This is a genomic window from Actinomadura rubrobrunea NBRC 15275, assembly GCF_001552235.1.
GTDB lineage: Bacteria > Actinomycetota > Actinomycetes > Streptosporangiales > Streptosporangiaceae > Spirillospora > Spirillospora viridilutea.
The window spans coordinates 1-22,888 of sequence record NZ_BCQU01000107.1 but is presented as its reverse complement, the minus strand read 5'-3'; the positions used below and the strand labels follow the sequence as shown (position 1 = coordinate 22,888).

19 protein-coding genes are annotated in these 22,888 nt (G+C 74.4%); 9 read left to right on the top strand and 10 right to left on the bottom strand.

Going from position 1 to position 22,888, the window contains the following annotated elements; translation table 11 throughout:
• The 4 genes from AR3_RS25165 to AR3_RS25150 form a co-directional block, all read left to right on the top strand.
• On the top strand, window positions 1-1,753 hold a 1,753-nt coding region (locus AR3_RS25165), incomplete at its 5' end, for a condensation domain-containing protein (RefSeq protein ID WP_245637927.1).
• A complete protein-coding gene (locus AR3_RS25160; protein ID WP_067917495.1) occupies window positions 1,738-5,688 on the top strand; it encodes a non-ribosomal peptide synthetase in 3,951 nt (1,316 codons plus the stop codon). The genes AR3_RS25165 and AR3_RS25160, both read left to right, overlap by 16 nt.
• Window positions 5,685-5,894 (top strand): MbtH family protein, encoded by a 210-nt coding sequence (locus AR3_RS25155; protein WP_067917493.1) that lies wholly within the window; start codon window positions 5,685-5,687, stop codon window positions 5,892-5,894. Before AR3_RS25160 ends, AR3_RS25155 begins: the two co-directional genes overlap by 4 nt.
• A gap of 67 nt (window positions 5,895-5,961) precedes the next feature.
• On the top strand, window positions 5,962-6,699 hold the full coding sequence (locus AR3_RS25150) for a thioesterase II family protein (RefSeq protein ID WP_067917491.1): 738 nt from the start codon (window positions 5,962-5,964) through the stop codon (window positions 6,697-6,699).
• A gap of 74 nt (window positions 6,700-6,773) precedes the next feature.
• On the opposite strand, the gene AR3_RS25145 is transcribed toward AR3_RS25150, so the two are convergent.
• The 3 genes from AR3_RS25145 to AR3_RS25135 all read right to left on the bottom strand — a co-directional run bounded on the left by AR3_RS25145 (window position 6,774) and on the right by AR3_RS25135 (window position 12,362).
• Entirely contained in the window at window positions 6,774-7,862 is a 1,089-nt protein-coding gene (locus AR3_RS25145; RefSeq protein WP_227023261.1) for a S1 family peptidase, read from the bottom strand.
• 234 nt (window positions 7,863-8,096) lie between these two features.
• The gene (locus AR3_RS32700; RefSeq protein WP_083951946.1) at window positions 8,097-11,015 is read right to left on the bottom strand and encodes a helix-turn-helix transcriptional regulator; all 2,919 of its coding nucleotides are present in this window, start codon (window positions 11,013-11,015) and stop codon (window positions 8,097-8,099) included.
• A gap of 57 nt (window positions 11,016-11,072) precedes the next feature.
• The gene (locus AR3_RS25135) at window positions 11,073-12,362 is read right to left on the bottom strand and encodes a glycosyltransferase (RefSeq protein WP_067917489.1); all 1,290 of its coding nucleotides are present in this window, start codon (window positions 12,360-12,362) and stop codon (window positions 11,073-11,075) included.
• Between the two features lie 248 nt (window positions 12,363-12,610).
• Between AR3_RS25135 and AR3_RS25130 the strand changes: the two genes are divergently transcribed.
• From AR3_RS25130 to AR3_RS25120, 3 genes are all read left to right on the top strand, one after another.
• Window positions 12,611-13,306, top strand: a complete 696-nt coding sequence (locus tag AR3_RS25130) for a histone deacetylase (protein WP_227023262.1) — start codon at window positions 12,611-12,613, stop codon at window positions 13,304-13,306.
• 10 nt (window positions 13,307-13,316) lie between these two features.
• Window positions 13,317-13,781: a peroxiredoxin gene (locus tag AR3_RS25125; RefSeq protein WP_067917485.1), complete on the top strand. Its 465-nt coding sequence runs from the start codon at window positions 13,317-13,319 to the stop codon at window positions 13,779-13,781.
• A gap of 790 nt (window positions 13,782-14,571) precedes the next feature.
• Window positions 14,572-15,621 (top strand): mechanosensitive ion channel family protein, encoded by a 1,050-nt coding sequence (locus AR3_RS25120; RefSeq protein ID WP_067917483.1) that lies wholly within the window; start codon window positions 14,572-14,574, stop codon window positions 15,619-15,621.
• Window positions 15,622-15,648: 27 nt separating this feature from the next.
• On the opposite strand, the gene AR3_RS32990 is transcribed toward AR3_RS25120, so the two are convergent.
• The 3 genes from AR3_RS32990 to AR3_RS25105 all read right to left on the bottom strand — a co-directional run bounded on the left by AR3_RS32990 (window position 15,649) and on the right by AR3_RS25105 (window position 17,704).
• Window positions 15,649-16,515 carry an ATP-binding protein gene (locus AR3_RS32990; RefSeq protein ID WP_083951944.1) on the bottom strand — a complete coding sequence of 289 codons (867 nt, stop codon included), beginning with the start codon at window positions 16,513-16,515 and terminating at the stop codon, window positions 15,649-15,651.
• 99 nt (window positions 16,516-16,614) lie between these two features.
• A complete protein-coding gene (locus AR3_RS25110) occupies window positions 16,615-17,175 on the bottom strand; it encodes a 3'-5' exonuclease (RefSeq protein WP_067917481.1) in 561 nt (186 codons plus the stop codon).
• Between the two features lie 55 nt (window positions 17,176-17,230).
• The gene (locus AR3_RS25105; protein ID WP_106258952.1) at window positions 17,231-17,704 is read right to left on the bottom strand and encodes a MarR family winged helix-turn-helix transcriptional regulator; all 474 of its coding nucleotides are present in this window, start codon (window positions 17,702-17,704) and stop codon (window positions 17,231-17,233) included.
• Window positions 17,705-17,764: 60 nt separating this feature from the next.
• Here AR3_RS25105 and AR3_RS25100 point away from each other — a divergent pair, with 60 nt between their 5' ends.
• Window positions 17,765-18,178: an organic hydroperoxide resistance protein gene (locus AR3_RS25100; RefSeq protein ID WP_067917477.1), complete on the top strand. Its 414-nt coding sequence runs from the start codon at window positions 17,765-17,767 to the stop codon at window positions 18,176-18,178.
• Between the two features lie 95 nt (window positions 18,179-18,273).
• Here the strand turns inward: AR3_RS25100 and AR3_RS25095 are convergent, their stop codons facing one another.
• The 3 genes from AR3_RS25095 to AR3_RS25085 are packed head-to-tail and all read right to left on the bottom strand — an operon-like array spanning window position 18,274 to window position 20,090.
• On the bottom strand, window positions 18,274-18,897 hold the full coding sequence (locus AR3_RS25095; protein WP_067917475.1) for a GOLPH3/VPS74 family protein: 624 nt from the start codon (window positions 18,895-18,897) through the stop codon (window positions 18,274-18,276).
• A gap of 3 nt (window positions 18,898-18,900) precedes the next feature.
• The gene (locus AR3_RS25090) at window positions 18,901-19,167 is read right to left on the bottom strand and encodes a type II toxin-antitoxin system antitoxin (protein ID WP_067917473.1); all 267 of its coding nucleotides are present in this window, start codon (window positions 19,165-19,167) and stop codon (window positions 18,901-18,903) included.
• Window positions 19,164-20,090 carry an SPFH domain-containing protein gene (locus AR3_RS25085; RefSeq protein WP_067917471.1) on the bottom strand — a complete coding sequence of 309 codons (927 nt, stop codon included), beginning with the start codon at window positions 20,088-20,090 and terminating at the stop codon, window positions 19,164-19,166. The genes AR3_RS25090 and AR3_RS25085 overlap by 4 nt, the downstream gene beginning before the upstream one ends.
• A 697-nt stretch (window positions 20,091-20,787) precedes the next feature.
• Between AR3_RS25085 and AR3_RS25080 the strand changes: the two genes are divergently transcribed.
• Window positions 20,788-21,198 (top strand): ATP-binding protein, encoded by a 411-nt coding sequence (locus AR3_RS25080; RefSeq protein WP_067917469.1) that lies wholly within the window; start codon window positions 20,788-20,790, stop codon window positions 21,196-21,198.
• A gap of 31 nt (window positions 21,199-21,229) precedes the next feature.
• Here the strand turns inward: AR3_RS25080 and AR3_RS25075 are convergent, their stop codons facing one another.
• Window positions 21,230-22,786 carry an MFS transporter gene (locus tag AR3_RS25075; protein ID WP_067917467.1) on the bottom strand — a complete coding sequence of 519 codons (1,557 nt, stop codon included), beginning with the start codon at window positions 22,784-22,786 and terminating at the stop codon, window positions 21,230-21,232.
• Window positions 22,787-22,888 lie beyond the last annotated feature (102 nt).

Below are 22,888 nucleotides of genomic sequence, written 5' to 3'. Positions count from 1 at the left end.
CACGGCGGAGGAAGAGGTCCTGGCCGGGCTGTTCGCCGAGGTGCTGGGGCTAGAGCGGGTCGGGGTCGACGACGGGTTCTTCGATCTGGGCGGGGACTCGATCATCGCGATCCAACTGGTGGCGCGTGCGCGCCGGGCCGGGCTGGTGATCACGCCACGCGAGGTCTTCCAGCACCAGACCGTCGAACGCCTCGCGGCCATCGCCCGACCGGTCACCGACGACGACACGGTCGAGAACGAGCCGCCGGGCACCGGCACCGGCGTCGTGCCCGCCACCCCGATCATGCGGTGGTTCCAGGAGCTCACCGGCCCCACCGACGACTACAGCCAGCGGATGCTGCTCCGCGTACCGCCGGGGCTCGGCACGGCGCCCCTGACGGCCGCCGTGCGAACCCTTCTCGACCACCACGACATGCTCAGGCTGCGCGTCGACCGCAGCGGGCCCGAGGCGGTCTTCGAGGTCGCGGAGCCAGGCACGGTGGACGCCGCCGCGCTCGTCCGCCGCGTGGACGTGTCCGGCGCGGCGGACCTGCGCCCCGTCCTCGCCGAGGAGGCCGCCGCGGCCCGCGCCGGCCTCGACCCCGAAGCCGGGATCATGATGCGCCTGGTGTGGTTCGACGCGGGCCCCGGGCGATCCGGGCGGCTGCTGCTGACCGTCCACCACCTGGCGGTCGACGCCGTCTCCTGGCGGATCCTGCTGCTGGACCTGGTGACGGCCCTCACCGGCGGCGGCGCGCTCGACCCGGTCGGCACGTCCTACCGCCGCTGGGCGCAACGCCTGGTCGCCGAGGCCGCCGAACCCGCCCGCACCGCCGAGCTGCCGCTGTGGACCGACATCCTCGCCACGCCCGACCCCGTGCTCGGCCGCCGTCCCCTCGACCCCGCCGTCGACGCGTTCGGCACGGCCGGCCATCTCACCGTGGACCTGCCCGCCGACGTCACGGGGCCGCTGCTCACCGACGTGCCCGCCGCCTTCCACGCCCGCGTCAACGACGTGCTGCTCACCGCGCTCGCCCTCGCCCTGGCCGAGTGGCGGCGCGAACGCGGCGGCGCCGACGACACCGCCGTGCTCGTCGACCTGGAAGGACACGGCCGGGAGGAGATCGTCCCCGGCGTGGACCTGACCCGCACGGTCGGCTGGTTCACCACGATCCACCCCGTCCGCCTGGACCCGGGGGCCGTCGACCCGGCCGAGATCCGCGCGGGCGGCCCGGCCCTCGGCACCGCGCTGAAGAAGGTCAAGGAGCAGCTCCGCGAGATCCCCGACAACGGCATCGGCTACGGCCTGCTGCGCCACCTCAACCCGTCCACCGCCGAGCGGCTCGCCGCGCACCGCGCCCCGCAGGTCGCGTTCAACTACCTCGGCCGGGCGCCCGCCCCCGAGGCGTCCGACTGGGCGCCCGCCGGGCGGGACGAGACCGACGCGCTGGGCGACGCCCAGAACCCCCGCCTCGGCCTCGTCCACGCCATCGAGGTGAACGCGCACACCCGGGACCTCCCGGGCGGCCCCGAGCTGAGCGCCACCTGGACGTGGGCGGGCGGCCTGTTCGACCGGCACGAGATCGCCGACCTCGCCGACCGGTGGCGTGCGGCCCTGCGCGGCCTGGTCGCGCACGTCGTCGAGGGGGCGCGGCACGGCCCGGTCGGCGGGCTCACCCCGTCCGACCTGCCGCTGGTGTCGATGAGCCAGGAGGAGATCGACGAGCTGGCCGCCGAGCTGGACGCGGAGGACGAGGCGTGGGGACCGCAGTGAAGTCGCAGCTCGAGGACGTCTGGCCGCTGTCGCCGCTGCAGCAGGGACTGTTCTTCCACGCGCTGTACGACTCCGGCCGAGGGGACGTCTACACGGCGCAGATCGCGCTCGACCTGGTGGGACCGCTCGACGCCGGCGCGCTGCGGGCCGCCGCCGAGACGCTGCTGCGGCGCCACGCCAACCTGCGCGCCGGGTTCCGGCAGCGCAAGGACGGCGGCGCCGTGCAGATCGTGCACCGGCGGGTCCGGCTCCCCTGGCACGAGGCCGACCTGTCCGCGCTTGCGCCCGAGCACCGGGAGGCCGAGGCCAGGGCCCTCGCCGAGGCCGAGCGGCTGCGCCCGTTCGACCTGGCCAGGCCGCCGCTGCTGCGTTTCCTGCTCATCCGGCTCGCCCCGGACCGGCACCGGCTCGTGTTCACCAACCACCACATCCTGCTGGACGGGTGGTCCACCCCGGTGCTGCAGACCGAGCTGTTCGCGCTGTACCTGGCGCGAGGGGACGACGCGGGCATGCCCCGCCCGACCCCGTACCGCGACTACCTGGCCTGGCTCGCCCGGCAGGACCGCGGCGCGGCCGAGGAGGCGTGGCGGCGCGCCCTCGACGGAGTGGACGAGCCCACCCTCGTCGCACCTGACGCGGGCGACGACCCCGGCGCGGCGCCCCCCGACCGGGTGCGGCGCCTGCTGTCCGAAGACCTCACGGCCGCGCTGTCCGCGCGCGCCCGCGCGCACGCCGTCACCCTCGGCACCGTGCTGCAGCTCGCGTGGGGCGTGCTGCTGGGACGCCTGACGGGCCGCGCGGACGTGGTGTTCGGCGCGGCGGTGTCCGGCCGTCCCCCCGAACTCCCCGGCGTCGAGCAGATGATCGGGCTGTTCATCAACACGCTGCCCGTCCGCGTGCGACTCCGCCCGGGCGACACGGCGGCGAACGCGCTCACCCGGTTGCAGGACGAGCAGACCCGCCTGATGGCCCACCACCACCTGGGCCTGACCGACATTCAGCGCCTCACCGGCGTCGCGCCCCTGTTCGACACGATGACGGTGCTGGAGAACTACCCCTCCGACCCGGCCGCGGCGGGCACCGACCTGGGCGGGCTCACGCTGGAGACCGTGGACGGCTACGACGCCACCCACTACCCCCTCGCTCTCGCCGCCGTCCCGGGGCGGCGCCTGTCGCTGAGACTCGACTACCGCGCAGCCCTCTTCTCCGCCGACGACGCCGCCCGCATCATGGACGGGCTCGAGCGCGTCCTGGAGGCGATCGCCCACCGGCCCGACACGCCCGTGGCGCGCGTCGACGTCCTCGACGGCGCCGGCCGGGCCCGCGTCCTGCGGCACTGGCAGGGCGCCGTCACCGGACGCCCCCAGGAGACCGTCACCGGCCGGTTCGCGCGCCGCGCCGCCCACCACCCGGACGCCACCGCCGTCCGGTCGGCCGACTCCGGGGAGGCGCTCACGTACGCGGAGCTGGACGCCCGCGCCAACCGGCTCGCGCACCGCCTCATCGGCCTGGGCGTGCGCCGGGAGACACGGGTGGCGATGCTGCTCGAACGGTCCGTCGACGTGGTCGTGGCGACCCTGGCGGTGCTGAAGGCGGGCGGCGTGTGCGCGCCGATCCACCACGCGTACCCCCGCCGGCGCGTGGCCTGGGCGGTGCGGGAGGTCCGCGCGCCCGTCCTGCTCGTCAACACGCCGATGAAGGACCGCGCGGCCGACCTGGACGTGCCCGCCCGCGTCCTCGTCGTGGACGACGACCCCGAGCTGGCCGCGCAGCCCGGCACCGACCCCGGCGTCCCCGTCCACCCCGAGCAGCTGGCGTTCGTGCTGTTCACCTCCGGCTCCACGGGCGACCCCAAGGGCGTCATGCAGCGGCACCGCGACGTCGTGGACCTGGCCACCGACGCCCTGCTGCGCACCCCGGCCCACGAACGCGTGCTCGTCCACTCCCCGCACGCCTTCGACGCGTCCGTCTACGAGATGTTCGCCCCGCTGCTGAACGGCGGGACGTGCGTCGTCGCGCCGCCCGGCCGTCTCGACGGCGAGACGCTGGAACGCCTCGTCGCCGCCGGGGACGTCACCGGGCTGTTCCTCACCACCACCCTGTTCAACCTGATCGCCGAGGAGCGTCCGCACGCGTTCGCGCGCCTGCGGCAGGTGCTCACCGGAGGCGAGGCGGGCTCCCCGGCGGCCATGCGCAGGGTGCTGGCGGCCTGCCCGGACACCGACGTCGCCAACGTGTACGGGCCGACCGAGGCGACCACCTTCACCACGTTCGCCGACATGCGCCGCGCCCTCGCCGACCCGGACGAGACCACGGCGCCCCTCGGCCGCCCGTTGGACGACATGCGGCTGTACGTGCTGGACGCCGGGCTGCGGCCCGTGCCGCCGGGCGTGCCGGGCGAGGCGTACATCGCGGGCGCGGGGGTCGGCCGCGGCTACCTGGACCGTCCCGCGCTCACCGCCGAGCGCTTCGTCGCCGACCCGTTCGGCGCGCCCGGCGACCGCATGTACCGCACCGGGGACCTGGTGCGGTGGCGCCCGGACGGCGTCCTCGAATACCTCGACCGGGTCGACCTGCAGGTCAAGGTGCGCGGGTTCCGCGTCGAACCCGGCGAGATCGAGGCCGCCGTCGCCGCCCATCCCGCGGTCGCCAACGTCGCCGTCCTCGCCCGCGCCGACGCCGCCGGCGTGAAACGCCTGGTCGCCTACGTGGTCCCCCGGGAGGACGTGGACGAGGCGGAGCTGCGGCGGCACGCGGCGGAACGGCTGCCGGAATACATGGTTCCGGCGGCGTTCGTCCTGCTGGACGGCCTGCCCACCACCCCCAACGGCAAGCTGGACCGCGACGCGCTGCCCGCCCCCGACTACGAAGCCGCCGCCGAGGGCCGCGCCCCCCGGACCCCGGAGGAGGAAGTGCTGTGCGGGGCGTTCGCCCGAGTGCTGGGCCTGGAACGGGTCGGCGCGGACGTCGGCTTCTTCGATCTCGGCGGCGACAGCATCACCGCGCTGAAAGTCGTCACGCTGGCCCGGCAGGCGGGGCTCGAGCTGACGCCCCGGGACGTGTTCACCCACCGGACCGCCGAGGCGATCGCCCGCCACCTCGGCGACGGCACCGACCGGCTCGGATTGGAGGTGCTGCTGCCGCTGCGCGCCGGCGGGTCCCGGCCGCCGCTGTTCCTCGTCCACCCCGCCGGGGGCCTGGCCTGGAGCTACCTGCGCCTGGCCCGGCACCTGGGCCCCGACCAGCCCCTCTACGGGCTCCAGGCCCGCGCGTTCACGCGGGCTGAGCTGCCCGAGTCGGTGGAGGAGATGGCCGCGGACTACCTGGAGCAGATTCGCGCGGTGCAGCCGTCCGGGCCGTACCACCTGGGCGGGTGGTCGCTGGGCGGGCTGGTCGCCTACGAGATGGCGTGCCGCCTCCAGGCCGCGGGGGAGCGGGTCGCGTTCCTGACGCTGATCGACGCCTACCACGGGCAGGACCTGGGGGCGGGACGCCGCGACGTCCTGCCCGAGCTGCTGCAGGGCATCGGCGTGGACGTCCGCGAGGTCGCCCCCGACGGCCGCCCCGACATCGACAAGATCATGGCGCTGCTGGCCGACCGCGGCGACGCCCTCGCCGCGCTCGACGCGGACGACCTGGTCAACGTCTACCGCAACTACGAGAACGGGGTGCGGCAGGCCGAGGCGTACCGGCCGGGGCGCTTCCGCGGCGACGTCGTCTTCTTCACCGCCCGCAGGGGGCGCGCCGGCCTGCCGACCGCGGCCGACAACTGGGGGCCGCTGGTCGACGGCCGCGTCCTCGACCATCCCGTCGACGCCGAGCACCACGAGCTGCTGGAGCCCCGGCCGGCCGCCGAGATCGGCGCGGTGCTGGCCGCCCGCCTCGCCGCCGTCCACGCCGGGCGGCGGCGCGCACCACGATGGGAGAGCAGATGACCAACCCCTTCGAGGACCCCGACGGCGCCTACCTCGTCCTGGTCAACCACGAGGGGCAGTACTCGCTGTGGCCGTCGTTCGCCGAGGTCCCCGCCGGATGGACGGTCGCCAAGACCGAGGACACCCGGCAGGCGTGCCTGGACTACATCGCCGAGCACTGGACCGACATGCGGCCGAAGAGCCTGATCGAGGCGATGGGCGACTAGCCCGCCGGCCGCCGCCGTGCCATCCTCGCGGGGACCCGACCCCGGCCGAGCACGAGGAGTTGATCACGTGTCGTGGTTCCGCTGCGTCGAGACGCGCCCATGGGCGTCGCTGCGGCTGTTCTGCTTCCCGCACGCGGGCGGGTCGGCGGTGTTCTACCGCGCGTGGGCCGCGCGGATCGGCCGGGCCGTCGAGGTGCACGCGGTGCAGTACCCCGGACGCGCCGACCGCCTGGCCGACCCGCTCGTCGACGACGCGCACCGGCTCGCCGCGATGATCGCCGGGGCGATGGCGCCGCTGCTGGACCGGCCCGCCGCGCTGTTCGGGCACAGCATGGGCGCGGTCGTGGCGTACGAGACGGCGCGGCTGCTGCAGGAACGCGGCACGCCGCCCGTGCACCTGTTCGCGTCCGGCACGCGCGCCCCGCACGACCGCGACGACGACCGCGTCGCCCACCTGGACGACGACGGCCTGGTCGCCGAGATGGTCGCCCTCGGCGGCTCGGACGCCGAGGCCCTGCGCGACCCCGAGCTGCGCGAGCTGGTGCTGCCGTACGTGCGCAACGACTTCCGGCTGATCGAGGAGTACGCGCACCGTCCCGGTCCGCGGCTCGCCGTCCCCGTGACGGTGCTGGTCGGGGACGCCGACCCCCGCGTCACGCCCGAGCAGGCGGCCCGGTGGACCGAGGTGACCGACGGCGCGTTCCGGCTGGAGGTGCTGCCGGGCGACCACTTCTATCTCGTCCCGCAGCAGTCGAAGGTGATCGCGCAGGTGCAGCGCGACCTCGCGGTACCAGCGGGCCCCTGATCCCCGCCGCCTCGCGAGGGCGGGGACCAGGGGCCCTGGGAACCGGTCAGCGCACCCGGATCAGCGCACCCGGATCAGTACACCTCGACGCCGTAGGCGCTCAGCGCCTCCGTCACCGGCTGGAAGAAGGTCGTGCCGCCCGACGAGCAGTTGCCGCTGCCGCCGGACGTCAGACCGAGGGCGGTCGACCCGGAGAACAGCGAGCCGCCGCTGTCGCCCGGCTCGGCGCACACCGTCGTGCGGATCAGCCCCGACACGGTGCCCTCGGGGTAGACGACGGTCTGGTTGACCGCCGTGACCTCGCCCTCGTGCACGCCCGTCGTGCTGCCGCTGCGGGTGACGCGCTGGCCCACCGTGGCCTCGCCGGCCCGCGTGATGTCCTGCGTGCCGCCGTAGAGGCTCACGGTGCCCTGCGTGTCGGAGGGGGTGCCGGTGTACTTGACGATCCCGTAGTCGTTGCCGGGGAAGCTGCTGCCCACGGTGTCGCCGAGCTTGTTGCTGAGCCCGGAGTCGGAGTACCACGAGCTGCCGACCTCGGTGCAGTGCCCGGCCGTCAGGAAGTAGTACTCCGAGCCGCGGCGCACGTTGAAGCCGAGCGAGCAGCGGCCGCCGTTGGTGTAGATGGCCTCGCCGCCCTTGGTGAACAGGTGGAACTCGCCGTCGACGCGCTCGGTGCGCACCGCCGCGCCGTGCTCGGCGGCCTCCTTCTTCACCTTCTCCAGCCGCTCGCCGGTGACCGTGCTGTCCATGGTCAGCACGACCTGGTTCGCGGCGGGGTCCACGGCCCACGCGGTGCCGGGGACGGCGGCGTCGCGCTTGAGCTCGGACATGATCTTCTTGAGGTCCTCGCCGCTGCGCGACACGGTCTTGGCCCGCGCCCCGGCGGCGCGCACGGTCTCGGCCGCGTCCGCGTCGGTGACCGTCACGGTCAGCCGGCCGGTGGCCCGGTCGATGTAGGCGCCCGCGGTGCGCGCGCCCAGCGTCTCGGTCAGCGCCCGGGCGGTGGCGGCCAGCTGAGAGTGGGTCGCCGCCGTGGCCGAGGTCGCGGTGGCGCCGGCCGGCGCGGCGTGCGAGGCCGGAGCCGCCACGAGGGCGGACGCCGCGAGCGCGGCGGCCGTCCCGGCGACGGCGGTTCCCCAGTAGCGGGGGTGACGAATCTTCACAGAGCCTCCAGTGGGGATTGGGCGCGCCCCTGTGGCGCGCCGGAGGTCACCGGACATGGTGAAAGACCTGCAAACTCTGTGAAAAGGTGAAAGAGTGTCCAATATCTGACGAATCATTGGCAGATTCGTCGGGGAGCGCTGGTCCTCACGCTCCTGTACGGCGGGGCGCCGCCGAGCGGACCAACCGACGGCGGCTCCTCGCCGGCCCGCTCGGCCCGGCGGCCGACGGCGGCGTCAGCGCGTGACGAGCCCCTCGCGGTGGGCCACCGCGGCGGCCTGGGTGCGGCTGGCGACGCCCAGCTTGGCGAGGATGTTGGAGACGTGGACGCTGGCCGTCTTCGGGGAGATGAACAGGGCCTCGGCGATCTGCCGGTTGTTGCGGCCCTCGGCGACCAGGCGGAGGACCTCCCGTTCGCGGGCGGTGAGCGCGCCGAGCGGCCCCGCGGCCGCGGCGGCGGACGCGGCGGCCAGGCGGGCCCGGACGCCCAGGTCGCGGAGCGCGTGCAGCAGGGGCCGGGCGCCGAGACGTTCGGCGGCCGCGACGCCGCGGCGCCACTGCGCCGCGGCCTCGTCGCGGTCGCCCTTCTCGGCGAGGGCCTCGGCCAGGCGCCAGCGGGACCGGGCGACCTCGTAGACGAAGCCGCCGCCGGGCGCGCCGTACTCGAACGCGGTGACCGTCCGGCGCCACAGCTCCGGGTCGTTGGCGCCGCGGGCCCGCGCGTGCTCGGCCTCGGCGCGGGCGAGCCAGGCGTGGCCCTCCACGCCGAGCCACGCCCGGGGGAGGCCGTCCAGCGTGGTGGAGGCGGCGGTCCGGGCGCGCGCGAGCAGATCGTCGGCGGCGCCCGAGGAGGAGCCGAGGTCGGCGTGGGCCCATAGACCGGTGGCGGCGATGCGGATGGCCGAGGCGTCCCCCGGGGCCAGCACGTCCAGCACGGCGGTGACGTGGTCCAGCGCGGCGTCCGGATCGCCGTTCCACAGCGCGCGCTCGGCCGCCAGCCCGCGGGATATATAGGTGAGCAGGTCGTCCTGGCCCCACAGCGGCTCGATCCAGCGCAGCCGTTCGGCGGCGGCGTCGCTGCCCTGCGCGACCTCCAGGAACAGCGCGTACGCCGACACCTGCGCCTCGGCGGGGCGGGCGACGCGGATGCCGAAGTCGGCGGCCAGGCGGGCCGCGTGCTCCCACTCCCCGGCGGTGTAGTGGATCAGATAGCGCAGGAAGCGCAGGTTCACCCCGTAGGTGGACCAGCCGAGGCCGTTGTCGAGGGTGAAGCGCACGGCCTGCTCGGCGACCTCGGCGGCGCCCGCCAGGTCGCCGCGGTCGAACACGGCCCGGGCGTGGTGGAACGCCGCCCGCAGCGCCACCGCGAAGTTGCCCGCGTCCACGGCCAGATCGCGGGCGCGCGCGAACAGGTCCCGCGTCTCCAGGCCGGCCTCGCGTTCCTCGCGGTACACCCCCAGCGTCACCAGGGCGCTGGCCTCGGCGTCGGCGGCGCCGGCGGCGCGGGCGGCGGCGACGGCCTCCTCGGCGAGGGCGGGCAGGTCGTCGCCGTGCCTGCGCTCCATCGGACCGCCGTGCACCCTGGGCAGCAGCGACCGGACGTAGGTTGCCAGCGCGGCGGCCCGCTCCGGGGTGGGCGGGTCGGCGGGCAGCATGTCGACGGCCTCGCGCGCGATGTCGGCGGCCTCGGCGTTCATGTCGAGGTCGCCGAGGTAGTACGCCAGCTGCTCGCGCAGCAGCGCGCCGAGGCGCACGTCGCCGGGGTCGGCCGCCTCCAGCAGCCGACGCAGCCGGGAGATGGCCCGCCGCACCTCGCCGCACCGCCCGCACGCGCGCACCGCGGCCAACGCCAGGTCGACGCGGGTGCAGCCGGACGCGGTCTCGGGGTCGGGCACGGCCTCCCACAGCGACAGCGCGCGGTCGTAGTGCTCCAGCGCCTCGGCGGGGGCGCCCATCCGTTCGGCCTCGCGTCCCGCCCGCACGGACGCGGCGAACGCCACCGGCAGGTCGTGCGCGGCCAGGCTGTGGTAGGCGAGCTCGGCGGCCGGCCCCGACCGGTCGGCCAGCAGGGCGGCGAACGCGGCGTGCAGGCGGGTCCGCTCGCCCGGCAGCAGGTCGGCGTACACGGCCTCGCGCAGCAGCGCGTGCCGGAAGACGTAGCCGTCCCCGTCGGGCAGCAGCTGCCGGTGCGAGACGACCTCCCGCAGGGCCGCCCCGACCGCGGCCTCCTCCAGCCCGGACACCCGGCGGACGAGCTCGTCGCCCACCCGGCGCCCGGCCACCGCCGCCGCCCGCACCACGCGCTGCGCGTCGTCGCCGAGGCGCTCGAGCCGGGCGAGCAGCAGGTCGGCGAGCCCGGCGGGCAGGTCCTCGCCGGTGGCGGCCGCCGCGTACAGCTCCGCGGCGTAGAAGGGGTTGCCCTCCGAGCGGGCGTGCACCCGTTCGGCCAGCTCGGGGGAGAGGTCCTCGCCCTCGGACAGCGCGGCGAGATACTCGGCGGTCTCGTCGGGGGCGAACGGGCGCAGCTCGACGGCCGACACGTCCGGCACGCGCAGCAGCTCGGCGATCACCGGGCGCATCGGGTGGCGCCGGTGCAGGTCGTCGGATCTGTACGTGCCGACCAGGCAGACCCGCTCCCGCTGCAGCACCCGGCTGAGGAACGTCAGCAGGTGGCGGGTCGACGTGTCCGCCCAGTGCAGGTCCTCCAGCACGAGCAGCACCGGACGGGTGCTCCCCAGCTCCCCGAGCAGCCCGAGCGCGGCGCCGAAGAGCCGCTGCTGATCCAGCTCGGAGGCGTCGCCGCGGCCGCCGTCGCCGTCCGGCAGCAGCCGCCGCAGCACAGGCCGGGACTCGAGGGCCGCGCGCACCGCCTCGCCTTGCCGGGGGTCGCGGACGCCCCGCCACAGCGCGTCGGCGAGCGGCAGGTACGGCATGCTCTCGCCGAGCTCGGCGCACTGCCCGACCAGGACGGCGCAGCCGCGCTCGCGCGCGATGCCGGCCAGCGCGGTCACCAGGTGCGTCTTGCCGATCCCGGCGTCCCCGCTCACCAGCACCGTCGCGGCGCTCTCGGCGGCGGCCCGGTCCAGCGCGGCGGTCAGCGCGGCCAGTTCGGCCCGCCTGCCGATCAGCACGTCCTCCCGCCGGTCCTCCGCCACACCGCGAGTATCGCACCGGGCAACGGGTGCCCGGGCCCGCTTGCGACGGCCCGGACGTCAGCTCGTCAACGCCGCGGCCGGCTCGGATTCGCGGGCCTGGGCGGGCACGGCGGGCTCGGCGCGCCGCTCGGGCCCGGCGCCGCGGCGGCGCTCGGGCTCCGCGTCCGGGAGGAGCCGGGCGTAGGCGCGCAGGGTCTCGGCGGCGATGCGCTCCCAGGAGTACCGGGAGTGGGCGCGGTCGGCGGCGGCGATGGCGAACGCGTGCCGGGTGGTCTCCTCGGCCAGCAGCCGCCGCACCGCGCGGCCGATCTCCACCGGGCGTTCGGCGGGCACGTGCAGGCCGGTGATGTGGTCCAGGACGCTGTCGGCGTTGCCGCCGACCGGGGTCGTCACCACGGGGACGCCGCAGGCCATCGCCTCCAGCGCCGCCCGCGGCTCGGGCCGGTCGGGCGACAGGCACAGCGCAAGCCGGGCGGTGCGCAGCAGCTTGGGCAGGGACCGGCGGGGCATCCGGCCCATGAAGATCACCCGGTCGGCGACGTGCAGCCGCTTGGCCAGCATCCGCAGCCGGTGCGCGGCCGGGTCGTGCTCCAGCTCCCGGCGGGCCGGGCCGCCCGCGACGGCCAGCTCCGCGCCGGGCACGTTGACCAGCGTGCGGATCGCGGTGGCCACGCCGCCGTCGGCGAGGTCGCGGCACACGGTCACCAGGCGGGACCGGTCGCCGTGCGGCAGCGTCGGGCCGGCCTGGCTGAAGTGCTCGCCGTCCACCCCGTACGGGATGACGCCGATCTTGGGGCGGGGGACGCCGAGGCGCACCAGCGCGTCCGCCTCCTGCTCGCTGCCGGCCAGCACGGCGTCCGCGCCGCGGCCCAGCGCGGCCTCCAGCCGGACGCGGGCGGGGTGCACCGGACGTCCGGCGCGGCGCTCGACGGTGCCGAGCCCGTGGTAGCTCTGCACGAACGGAACGCCCAGCTCCCTGGCCACCGCGCAGGCCGCCAGCCCCTCGATCCAGCCGTGGGCGTGCACCACGTCGGGACGCCCGGCGCCCGACCAGCGGCGCCGCAGCCCGTCGGCCATGTCGCGGACGTGCCGCACCAGGTCGTGCTCGGCCAGCGGGCGCGGCGGCCCGGCGTCGAGCAGCCGCAGCGCGGCGCCCGGTCCCAGCCGCGTCCGCTCGCGTGCCGCGTCGTCGTAGCGGCGCGCGTACACCGTCACGTGGTTCCGCCGGTCGCCGTCGCGCACCGGCCGCGCCAGGGCGCAGGCCAGCTCGCGGACCACCGACGCCTGGGGGTGCTCCCCGCTGAGGGCGGACATCGAGACCAACGCGATGTTCAGGGAGCAGTTCATGACACAGACCTCCGAAAGTGCTGCAGGCGCAAATCTGGAGGTATCTGCGTCTTAGACACCCGCTCGACGTGATCCCTTTCCGGCGCGCCCAGGGATCAAACCTCCGAACCGTGCGACACCCGGAACGGCGTACATGAGCGACGTGTGGGGACAGTGGTGCCGCCGTGACCGAAATTTTGCGGCGCATGCCCTCTGACCTGGCGTTGGACGGTCAAAGCATGGGAGATCGGCGGCAATACTGGGTCACCGTGTGTGCAGACCTTCTGTGGTATGTGGCGTACGGCTCCAACCTGGCGCGCGACCGGTTCGCCTGCTATCTCTCCGGCGGACGTCCCGAGGGAGCCATGCGCCACTACAACGGCTGCCGCGACCCACGGCCCGCGCGCGCCGAGCACCCGACGATGCTGCCCGGCGGCGTCTACTTCGCCTTCAACTCCCTGACCTGGGGCGGCGGCATGGCGTTCTACGACCCCGAGCTGCCGGGGCGCACGGCCGCCCGCGCCTACCTGGTGACGCGCGAGCAGTTCTGCGACGTGCTGGCGCAGGAGATGCGCCGCGAGGCGGGCGAGGACGCCGACCTGTCCGTCGCGCTCGCCACCGGGCGGCAGCGGCTCGGCCCCGGGCACTATGAGACGGTCCTGAAGGTCGGCGAGCGGGACGGGTATCCGATGCTGACCTTCACCGCACCGCACGGAGTGGGACGGGCGGTGCTCAACGCCCCGTCCGTCCCGTACCTGACCATGCTGGCGCGCGGCCTGCGCGACGCCCACGGCTGGAAGAGCGGCCAGATCGCCGCCTACCTGCGCGCCTGCCCGGGGGCCCGCGACGTCTGGTCCGAACCGGCGATCGCCGCCCTGCTGCGTCGCGGCGCGGCCGCCGCCGCGTCCGCGTTCTCGGCCTTCCGGCCGGGTCCGGGTCTCCCGCTGGAGCCCGCCGCCGGATAGCGTCGTCGCCATGAACGTCGGCGACGTGGTGGACGACTTCGAGCTCCCCGACGAGACCGGACGGCTCCGCAGCCTCAGCGGCCTGCTGGCGGACGGCCCCGTCGTGCTGTTCTTCTATCCGGCCGCGATGACCGCGGGCTGCACGGCCGAGGCGTGCCGCTTCCGCGACGTGGCCGCCGAGTTCGCCGCCCTCGGCGCGCAACCGGTCGGCATCAGCGGTGACCCGGTGGACAAGCAGAAGGCGTTCGCCGACAAGCACTCCCTCGGCTACCCCCTGCTGTCGGACGCGGACGGGACCGTGCGGACCCGCTTCGGCGTCAAGCGCGGCGCCCTGGCGCTGACGCCCACCAAGCGGCAGACCTTCGTGATCGACACGGACCGCCGCATCCTGGAGATCGTCAAGAGCGAGATCCGCATGAACGTCCACGCCGACCGCGCCCTCGACGCCCTCCGCCGCCGCGCCGCGTCCGCCTGACCCGCCCCTGAGCGCGCGGCACCAGCGGACGCCCATGGTCGAACGCCCCGGGCAGTGAACGACCTCCTGCCAGTCGCCCAGGCGGCACACCCGCGCCAGGTCGCGGGTCGCGCGTGGTGTGACGTCGCCATGTTCGCGTCCATTGCGCGGGCCGCCGCGTCCGCGTGATTGGGGGCGGGCACGCCGGGCTGTGGGGAATCTCCCGTCGGCGGCCGTCGCGAGCGGCTCGGACCGGCGCGCCCGTCCGGGTGCGGGGCGTGCGAAGTCATGTGACGTCGCACATGTTCGCTTCCATTGCGACAGCCGTTGGCAGGTGCTGCCGCGTGTGGCGTGGGGCCGCGAGGGTGCGGTGACCGGCAGGGAGCAGTTCTGTCGCCACGAGGCAGGATCGTGCGTCACCGGGGTCAGACGTGCGGAGTGGCGAGCGGGCGATGTTCTTCTGGTGCTACCTGCGATGGTCGTTTTGGGGCGGGTGAGGGGGAGCGTCCGGCTGGGCTTGAGCCGTGGGGGCCGTGCTGTCCGTATGGGGGAGCGGACCTGATCGTGAGTGAACGGTCGGCGCACCGTTTCGGGGGCTTTATGTGACCCGCGCAACGTGATCGGCGCAACTTCGGGTCAGGGGGATCTTCCCGCTGAGACGCCCCCGTCGGCTCCGGCATTTCACTACGATCAGCCGATATCAGGACCGGTACGACATGTCGCATATGTACTGTTCGTATCGTTTTCGACAGTCTCTTTGATCCGGCCGGTCCGCCGGACATTCGCCATAAAAGGGGAGAGAACGCGAGCTATGCCTGACTCGTTGGAGTGGGGCTCGGTCATCGCCGCCGCGGTGATCATGGTGGTCGCCGTCGTGATCGCGGTCGTCCTGCGCATACTGTCGGGACGGCTGGCCCGGCGGGCCAGGGACACCCGGTGGGCCTGGGACGACCTGGTCGCCCGGCTGCTGCACGACCTGGCGCTGCCGCTGGCGCTGCTGTGCGGCGCGTGGCTGGCGGCCAACGTGCTGCGCCTCACTCCCCGCACGCTGGACATCACCGGCCGGGTGCTGGCCGCGGTGACCGTGATGCTCGTCGCGTTCGCGCTGGCCCGGATGGGCGCGGGCATCGTCGCGTCGACCGCCCTCGGCCGCCAGAACTCGGGCGCCAGCGCGACGATCTTCGCCAACATCACCCGCACGGTGGTGATCGGCGTCGGCCTGCTGGTGATGCTGCAGACCCTCGGCGTGTCGATCGCGCCGGTGCTCGGCGCCCTGGGCGTCGGCGGTCTGGCCGTGGCGCTGGCGCTGCAGGACACCCTGGCCAACCTGTTCGCGGGCGTGCACGTGCTGGCCTCCAAGACGATCGAGCCGGGCGACTACATCAAACTCAGCACCGGCCAGGAGGGCTACGTCGTCGACATCAACTGGCGCAACACCTCGATCCGCACCCTGTCGGACAACATCGAGGTCATCCCGAACCAGCGGTTCTCCGACACGATCCTGACCAACTACCACCGGCCGGCCCAGGAGATGTCGCTGATCATCCCGTGCCGCGTCGCCCCCGACAGCGACCTGGACAAGGTGGAGCAGGTGGTGATCGAGGTCGGCCAGGAGGTGATGGCCGAGGACGAGGGCGGTGTGAAGGACGCCCAGACGCTGGTGCGCTTCCACACCTTCGCCGAGTCCAGCATCGACTTCAACGTGATCCTGCGGATCAACGAGTTCGGCGAGCAGTTCCGCATCAAGAGCGAGTTCCTCAAGCGGCTGCACCGCCGCTTCCGGGACGAGGGCATCGAGATCCCCCTCCCCATGCGCCGCCTCGTCGTCGACGGCGACCAGCCCGCCCATCTGCTCAGCTGACCGCGGCGGGGCCCGTCGGGGGCACCGTCAGGTGGCGGCGGCCTCCTCGAACCAGGCGAGGTACTCGGCCAGGCCGAACATCTGCGCGGTGTCGATCGCCGAGGGGCGCCCGGCGTGCGGGTCGGCGCCCGCGTCGAGCAGGGCCCGCACCACCTCCGGGTCCTGCTTGAACACCATCCCCGCCAGCGGGCGCTGGCCGCGGTCGTTGGCCCGGTCCGGATCGGCGCCGCGGGCCGCCAGGGCGCGGACCGTCTCGGCGTGGCCATGGCAGGCGGCCAGCATGAGCAGCGTGTCGCCCTTGTCGTCGGTGAGGTTCACCGGCGCCCCGGCGTCGACGTGCGCGGCCAGCTCCTCGGTCCGCCCCGCGCGCGCCAGCTCGAACATCCTGGTCGCGAACTCCTCCAGCACCGGGGCCGGCTCGCTCTCGACGCCCACGCCGCCGTCCCACCTGCCGTCGGGCGCGAGGTCGGCGAGCCGGCTGCCCAGCGAGCCGTGCCCGTAGTGCAGGTGCTTCTCCAGCGCCACGAGCGCGCCCCGCCGCGGGTGCACCGACCCGAACCGCACGGCGTCGGCCAGCGCCCGCATCAGCAGCAGCCCCCGGCCGTGCTCGGCCATCAGGGGGCCGGACCCGTCGCCGTCGCCGCCGAACCCGGGGCCCGAGTCGATCACCTTGATCACGCAGTGCTCGTCCAGGATGCCGACCCGCACGGTGTACTCCTCGCCGTCGGCGGCGTGGCGGATGGCGTTGGTGCAGGCCTCGGTGAGCAGCAGCTCGATGTCGCCGCGGATGGCGGCGTCCACGCCGAGGGTGCACAGGGACGAGTCGAGCAGGCGGCGCGCCGCGGGAACGCTCGCGGCGTCCCGCGGGAACCGAAGATCAAGGTTGATCTCCATGTCGACTCCGGTGGACTGGTGCTCTCTCTGAGCCACCCTGCCCGGGACGGGCGCCGCGAATCACGGACGGCGTGCCGAATCTCCTGCTCGTCGGCGGGATCAGCCCGGCCAGGCGTCCTTGGCGACGATGTCGAGCACGAGGGCGCCGATGTTCCACGCGTCGTCGACCCCGCTGTGGTGCCGTCCCTCCAAGGGGATCCCCGCGTGCCGCAGCGCTCCGGCCATGCCGAGCTTGCGCGGCAGGCCGTGCGCCAGCGAGTAGGCCGCCTTGGCGTTGGTGTGGCGGTGTCCGAACGGGTAGCGCACACCGGCGGCGGCGCACTGGCGTTCGAACTGCCTGCGGTCGTAGTCGCCCCAGCTCGCCCAGGCCCTCGACCGCGAGAAGTGCTCGCGCTCCAGCAGCGCGCACGCCTCCGCGAACCCGATCCCGCCGTCCACCTCTTCCTGGGTGAGCCCGGTCAGCTCGGTGCAGAACGCGCTGACGGACGACCGCTCCGGCCGGACGAGCACGCGGTGCCGCTCCACCCGCTCGTGGGTCTCCAGGTCGACCACGCACAGGCCGATCTCGATGATCTCGCTGACCTGCCCGGCCGGCGGACGGCCCCGCCAGCAGGTGGCCTCCACGTCGACGACGTTGAGGAAGCGGTCATGGGGGTCCATGCCCCGGCACGGTAGCGCCCGGCCCCGCGCGTCGGCGATCGGTTTTCCGGGGCGCTCAGACGCGGCCGGACGCGGCGTCCAAGGCGGCGGTGACGCGCTCCAGGGAGCGGCGCAGGGCGACCAGCTCGTGCTCGTCCATGCCGGTCGCCGCCATGATCGTCATCGGCACCGCCGCCGCCCGCCGCCGCAGGTCCCGGCCGACGCCGGTCAGCGACACCGTCACCTGCCGCTCGTCGCGGGCGCTGCGCTCGCGTCGGACCAGCCCCGCCGACTCCAGCCGCTTGAGCAGCGGGGAGAGCGTCCCGGAGTCCAGCCGAAGCGCCAGCCCGAGCTCCTTGACGGTCAGCGTCTCGTGCTCCCACAGCGCCAGCATCACCAGGTACTGCGGGTAGGTCAGGCCGAGGTCGCGCAGCAGGGGCCGGTACACCGCGTCGAACGCACGCGAGGCCGCGTGCAGGGCGAAGCACACCTGGCGGTCGAGCCGCATCAGCTCCGCGGCGGGCAGGTCGCGCGGCGTTGCACTGTCCATGCCTTCCATCCTAGAGTTCGATTGCGTAAAATCGAATTGCGTCAAATCAAAGGAGAGGGCATGGACGTCCGCTACACCGCCGTCGCCACCGCCAACGGACGGGACGGCCGCGCCGTCACCTCCGACAGGCGCCTCGACGTGACGCTCGCCGCGCCCCGCGAGCTGGGCGGCACCGGCGAGGGCGCCAATCCCGAGCAGCTGTTCGCCGCCGGATACGCGGCGTGCTTCTCCAGCGCGCTCAGCGCGGTGGCCCGCGGCACCGGCCGTGACGTGCGCGATGTCTCCGTCACCGCGGAGGTCGGCCTCGGCGGCGACGTGAAGTCGGGCTTCGGCCTGAGCGTCGTGCTGCGCGTGGAACTGCCCGACGAGCTGCAGGGAGACGCGGGACGGGAGCTGGTGGAGGAGGCCCACCGGGTCTGCCCGTACTCCAACGCCACCCGCGGCAACATCCCGGTGGAACTGGTGGTCGAATGATCGAGAAGCGTCACCGAGAGTGACGCCTCTCCAGCCTGCGCGCCATGCAGTTCTCCCTGATCCAGAGCCCGGCCGGCGGTCGGCGGATCCGGGGATCAGGCGCCGGCGGCCGCGTGGTGTGCGCGGACCACCCTGCGCACGGCACCGGCCGCCGGCCCGGTGCGCGCGCTCAGCTGGGTGATGCGCCGCTTGTGGCGCCGCCGCTCCTGCGCGGGCAGCACCGTGTTCAGCTCGCCCGCGGCCGCCAGCGCCACCGCGGCGGCGTCCAGGCTGTTGACATGCGCCACGGGCTTGCCGCGCAGCGCCGAGGACGCCCCGCCCCACAGCGCCTTGACCACCCGCGGGTCCTTCACCTCCACGCGGTGCGTGCGGAACAGCCCCAGCACGCGGCGCTCCCGCACGCGGATCCACCCTTGCGCGGCCAGCTCGTCGCGCACCTTGCGCACCATCGCGCCGCTGTCCTTGCGCACCCAGTGCTGCCACGAGCGCGGCCGGGACGCGGCGATCTGCGCCACCACGCCGTACGGGTCGTCGCCCGGCGTGCCGGGACGGGGGCCGCGCCGCTCGTCGACGAGCCGCCCGTCCAGGTACAGCTCGGCGAGCGCCGCGCCGCGCAGCACGTAGCCCAGGCGGCCGCCGCAGCGCGTCATGCGGCCCCGTCGCAGGTCGTAGGCCAGCAGGTACATCCTGGCCGGCAGGGAGTCGGGTACCTTCACCATGACCTAGTCCTCGTCTTTCCGCCCGGTGTCCTCGTCTTTCCGTCCGGTGTCGTCGTCCTTCCGCCCCGTGTCGTCGGCGTTCTTGCGCGGCCGACCCGGTCGGCGCATCCGCGCGGCCCCGCGCGGCATCCGCCCGGCGTCGGCCAGCGCCTTGCGCAGCAGGAACTCGATCTGGGCGTTGGTGCTGCGCAGCTCGTCGGACGCCCAGCGGGCCAGCGCGTCGTGGACCGCCGGATCCAGCCGCAAGAGGATCTTTTTGCGTTCCGTCACTGGTAGAGCGAGCCGGCGTTGAGGACCGGTTGCGCGTCGCGGTCGGCGCAGAGCACGACCAGCAGGTTGCTGACCATCGCGGCCTTGCGCTCCTCGTCCAGCTCCACCACATCCTCCTCGTCGAGCCGGTCGAGGGCCATCTGCACCATGCCGACCGCGCCCTCGACGATCCGCTGCCGGGCCGCCACCACCGCGCCCGCCTGCTGGCGGCGCAGCATGGCCTGCGCGATCTCCGGCGCGTACGCCAGCCCGGTGATCCGCGACTCGATGATCCGCACCCCGGCCGGCGCGACCCGCAGCGTCAGCTCCTCCGACAGCTTGGCGGTGATCTCGTCGGCGTTGTCGCGCAGCGACAGCCGGTCGTGCGCGTCATAGGGGAAGCTGCCCGCGATGTGCCGCAGGCCCGCCTCGGTCTGGAACGCCACGAACTCCACGAAGTCGTCGACCGCGAACACGGCGCGCGCGGTGTCCTCCACCTGCCACACCACCACCGCGGAGATCTCGATGGGGTTGCCGTCCAGGTCGTTGACCTTCGCCCGGTCGGTCTCGTGGTTGCGGATGCGCGTCGACACCCGCTTGCGCTCGCTGATGGGGTTCACCCAGCGGAGCCCGTCGGTGCGGACCGTGCCGGTGTAGCGGCCGAGCACCTGCAGCACCCGCGCCTCGTTCGGCGCCACCGGCGTCAGGCCCGCCGCCACCGCCACGGCGGCCAGCACCAGCACCGTCCCGACCCCGATCCCGGTCCCCAGCGCCGCGCCCCCGCCGGCGGCGATGCCGAGCCCGATCGCGGCCGCGCCCAGCAGGGTCAGCAGCAGCGCCAGCCCGAGCATGGGCCATCCGCTGATGTTGAACGCCTTCCGCTCCGTGACGTCGACCTTCGGCGTCTCCACCAGTCCGCCGGCACCTCCGTCGCCCTTGGCCATGTCCCTCCTCCTTCGGTATGGCACCACGCTAGCAAAGTGATATCACATTTTCGAGGTCCCGCCGCGTGCTCGCACGGCCATCGGGCGAGCACGCGGAGTGACCGGGCGGCGCTCGGCGGACGGCTCGGTCCATCCATGCCCCGAGCGGACGGCTGCCGGCGGCGGGCGGGCGCAGCCGGTGCATGTGCGGCGGCGGTGAACGACGTTGCATAACGTCGGCGGTGCTTTTCGGTGTGCTCCTCCACGGCGAAATCGCGGCTTCGCGGCAATGACGTGGAGGAATCTGGACGCTGAACGAAGGTGGGCCGAAAACAGCCGGCCAGGGGAGTGGTAAAACCTCCGTCCTCGCGGTGGGAGGTTGAGTGGGGCGCCGCCGTGGAGCGCCCCTCTTGCAGGGAGGCTGACCGGGGCCTCGCAAACGTCCTCTGGTGCCGGCGCCAAAGTGGAGCCCTGCTGGACGCGGGTCGCGGTGATCGTACCGTGTCGGGTTGCGGGGAAACTTTCGCCCCGGCCCGCCCGGCATCACCCGCCGCGCCGCCTCCGGTGTGACGACTTTCGGTGAATTCTTGTCACGATGTGGCCGTTTCAACCGTTTCGACTGCCCTCTTGACTGACCGTGACGCGCTCCGATGTGACCATGAAATGGCGCTGCCCCCCCGAGAGGTCGCTCACGATCTCCCGAGCCCGAGGTAACCCCATGGTGCTGACGACGCCCCCGACCGCCCTGTACTGGCGGCGGTCGTTTCCCGGCGAGGCCGAGCACGCCCGCGCCGTCCGCCGGTTCGCCGCGTGCCTGCTGGCCGGTTTCCCCGCGCTGGACGAAGTCCTGCTGACCGTGGACGAGCTCGTCGTCAACGCGCTGCGGCACACCAAGTCGGGGCAGGGGGGAGGCTGGTTCACCGTCGAGATCATCGGCATCCGCGGCGGCGTCGCGGTGGCCGTCACCGACCAGGGCGGCCCCGGCGAGCCCGTCGTGAAGGAGGTCGACGAGCTCGACGAGAGCGGGCGCGGTCTGCGGACGGTCTCCCACCTGGCGACGAGCTGGGGCTGGTACGGCAATGACTCCGGCCGCACCGTCGCCGCCGCCTTCGAGGGGGAGTGGCCGTGACGCCCCCATCTCCGGCCGCCACGACGGATCCTCAGGCGGCGGCGGGGACCGATGTCTCCTCCTTCGCCTCGTCTGGGATCACCTTGGGGACGCGGCGCAGCGTGACCAAGGAGGCGGCGGCGACGCAGACGGCCATGGCGGCGCTGCAGAGCATGGCGGCGTGCATCCCGTCGACGTAGGCGAGCCGTGACGCGTCCACGACCCGGGCGGCCAGGGCGGACGGCAGGGAGGCGGCGGCCTCGACGGCGGCGCCCAGCGAGTCGCGGGCGGCGTGCCGCGCGCCGGCGGGCAGGCCGGGCGGCAGGTCGAGGCTGCGCCGGTAGACGGCGGTGACCACGCTGCCCAGGAGCGCCATGCCCAGCGCCCCGCCGAGTTCGGAGGCGGTCTCGGAGATCGCCGACGCGGCGCCCGCGCGGTGCCGGGGCACGGAGGCCAGCACCGTGTCGCCGGTGACGGTCATCGCCATGCCCATGCCCAGGCCCCCCAGCACGATCGGGACCACCATGAGGGGGTAGGACGGGTCGGTGCCGAACCAGAAGAACGCGGCGTACGAGGTCGCGGCGATGACCAGGCCGATCGCCACGGTGCGGGCCCGGCCGACCGCGGAGATGAGCGGAGCGGCCAGGGCGGCGCCGCCCAGCGCCGCGCCGACCGCGCCGGGCAGCCCGGCCAGCCCGGCGCGCAGCGGCGACCAGCCGAGCACGAGCTGGAAGTACAGCGAGAAGATCAACGACTGGGCGACCAGGGCGAACATCGCGAACAGATTGATCGACACCGCTCCGGCGAACGCGGGCCGGCGCAGCAGCCGCAGGTCGATCAGGGGGTGCGCCAGCCGCGTCTGCCGCCACAGGAACAGCGCCAGTCCGACCGCGCCGATCGCCAGGCCCGTCGGCACCTGCGCGACGGCCACCCCGTGCGCCGCCGCCTCCTTGATCGCGTAGACCGGGCCGAGCACGGCGGCGGCCGACAGCGGCACGCTGAGCGCGTCCACCCCGCCCTGCCCGTGCCCCGGGGAGCGGGGCAGCAGCGCGACCCCGGCCGCCAGGATCGTCGCCATGATCGGCACGTTGATGAGGAACACCGAGCCCCACCAGAAGCGCTCCATCAGGCCGCCGCCGATCACCGGGCCGAGCCCGACCGCCAGCGCGGCGGATCCGAAGAACGCCCCGACCGCCATGGTGCGCTCCTTCGGGTCGGCGAACACGCGGCGGATCAGCGCCAGCGCGGACGGCATGAGCGTCGCCCCGGCGGCGCCGAGCAGGGCCCGCGCCGCGATCAGCAGCTCGGGGCTCCAGGCGTAGGCGGTCAGCGCGGACGCGGCGGCGAACACCGCGACGCCGGTCAGCAGCAGGGTGCGGTGCCCCACGCGGTCTCCGACGGCGCCCATCGTGATCAGCAGCCCGGCGAGCGTGAACCCGTAGATGTCGGCGATCCACAGGATCTGCGTGGCCGACGGGGCCAGGTCGGCGGTGATGTGGGGGACGGCCAGGTTGAGGGCCGTCAGGTCGATACCGGGCACCACCATGAGCAGGCACCCGATGGCGAACGTGCCCCACTTGCGGTGGGGCGGGACAGCGGAAGTCGTCATGGACGGCAGCGTCGGGCACGCCGCTGACCGTCGGCGCACCGTCCGCTGACCGGCGCCGTGCGCGACCGGTCAGGCGCCCGCCGCGCGCGCCGCCCGGCGGCC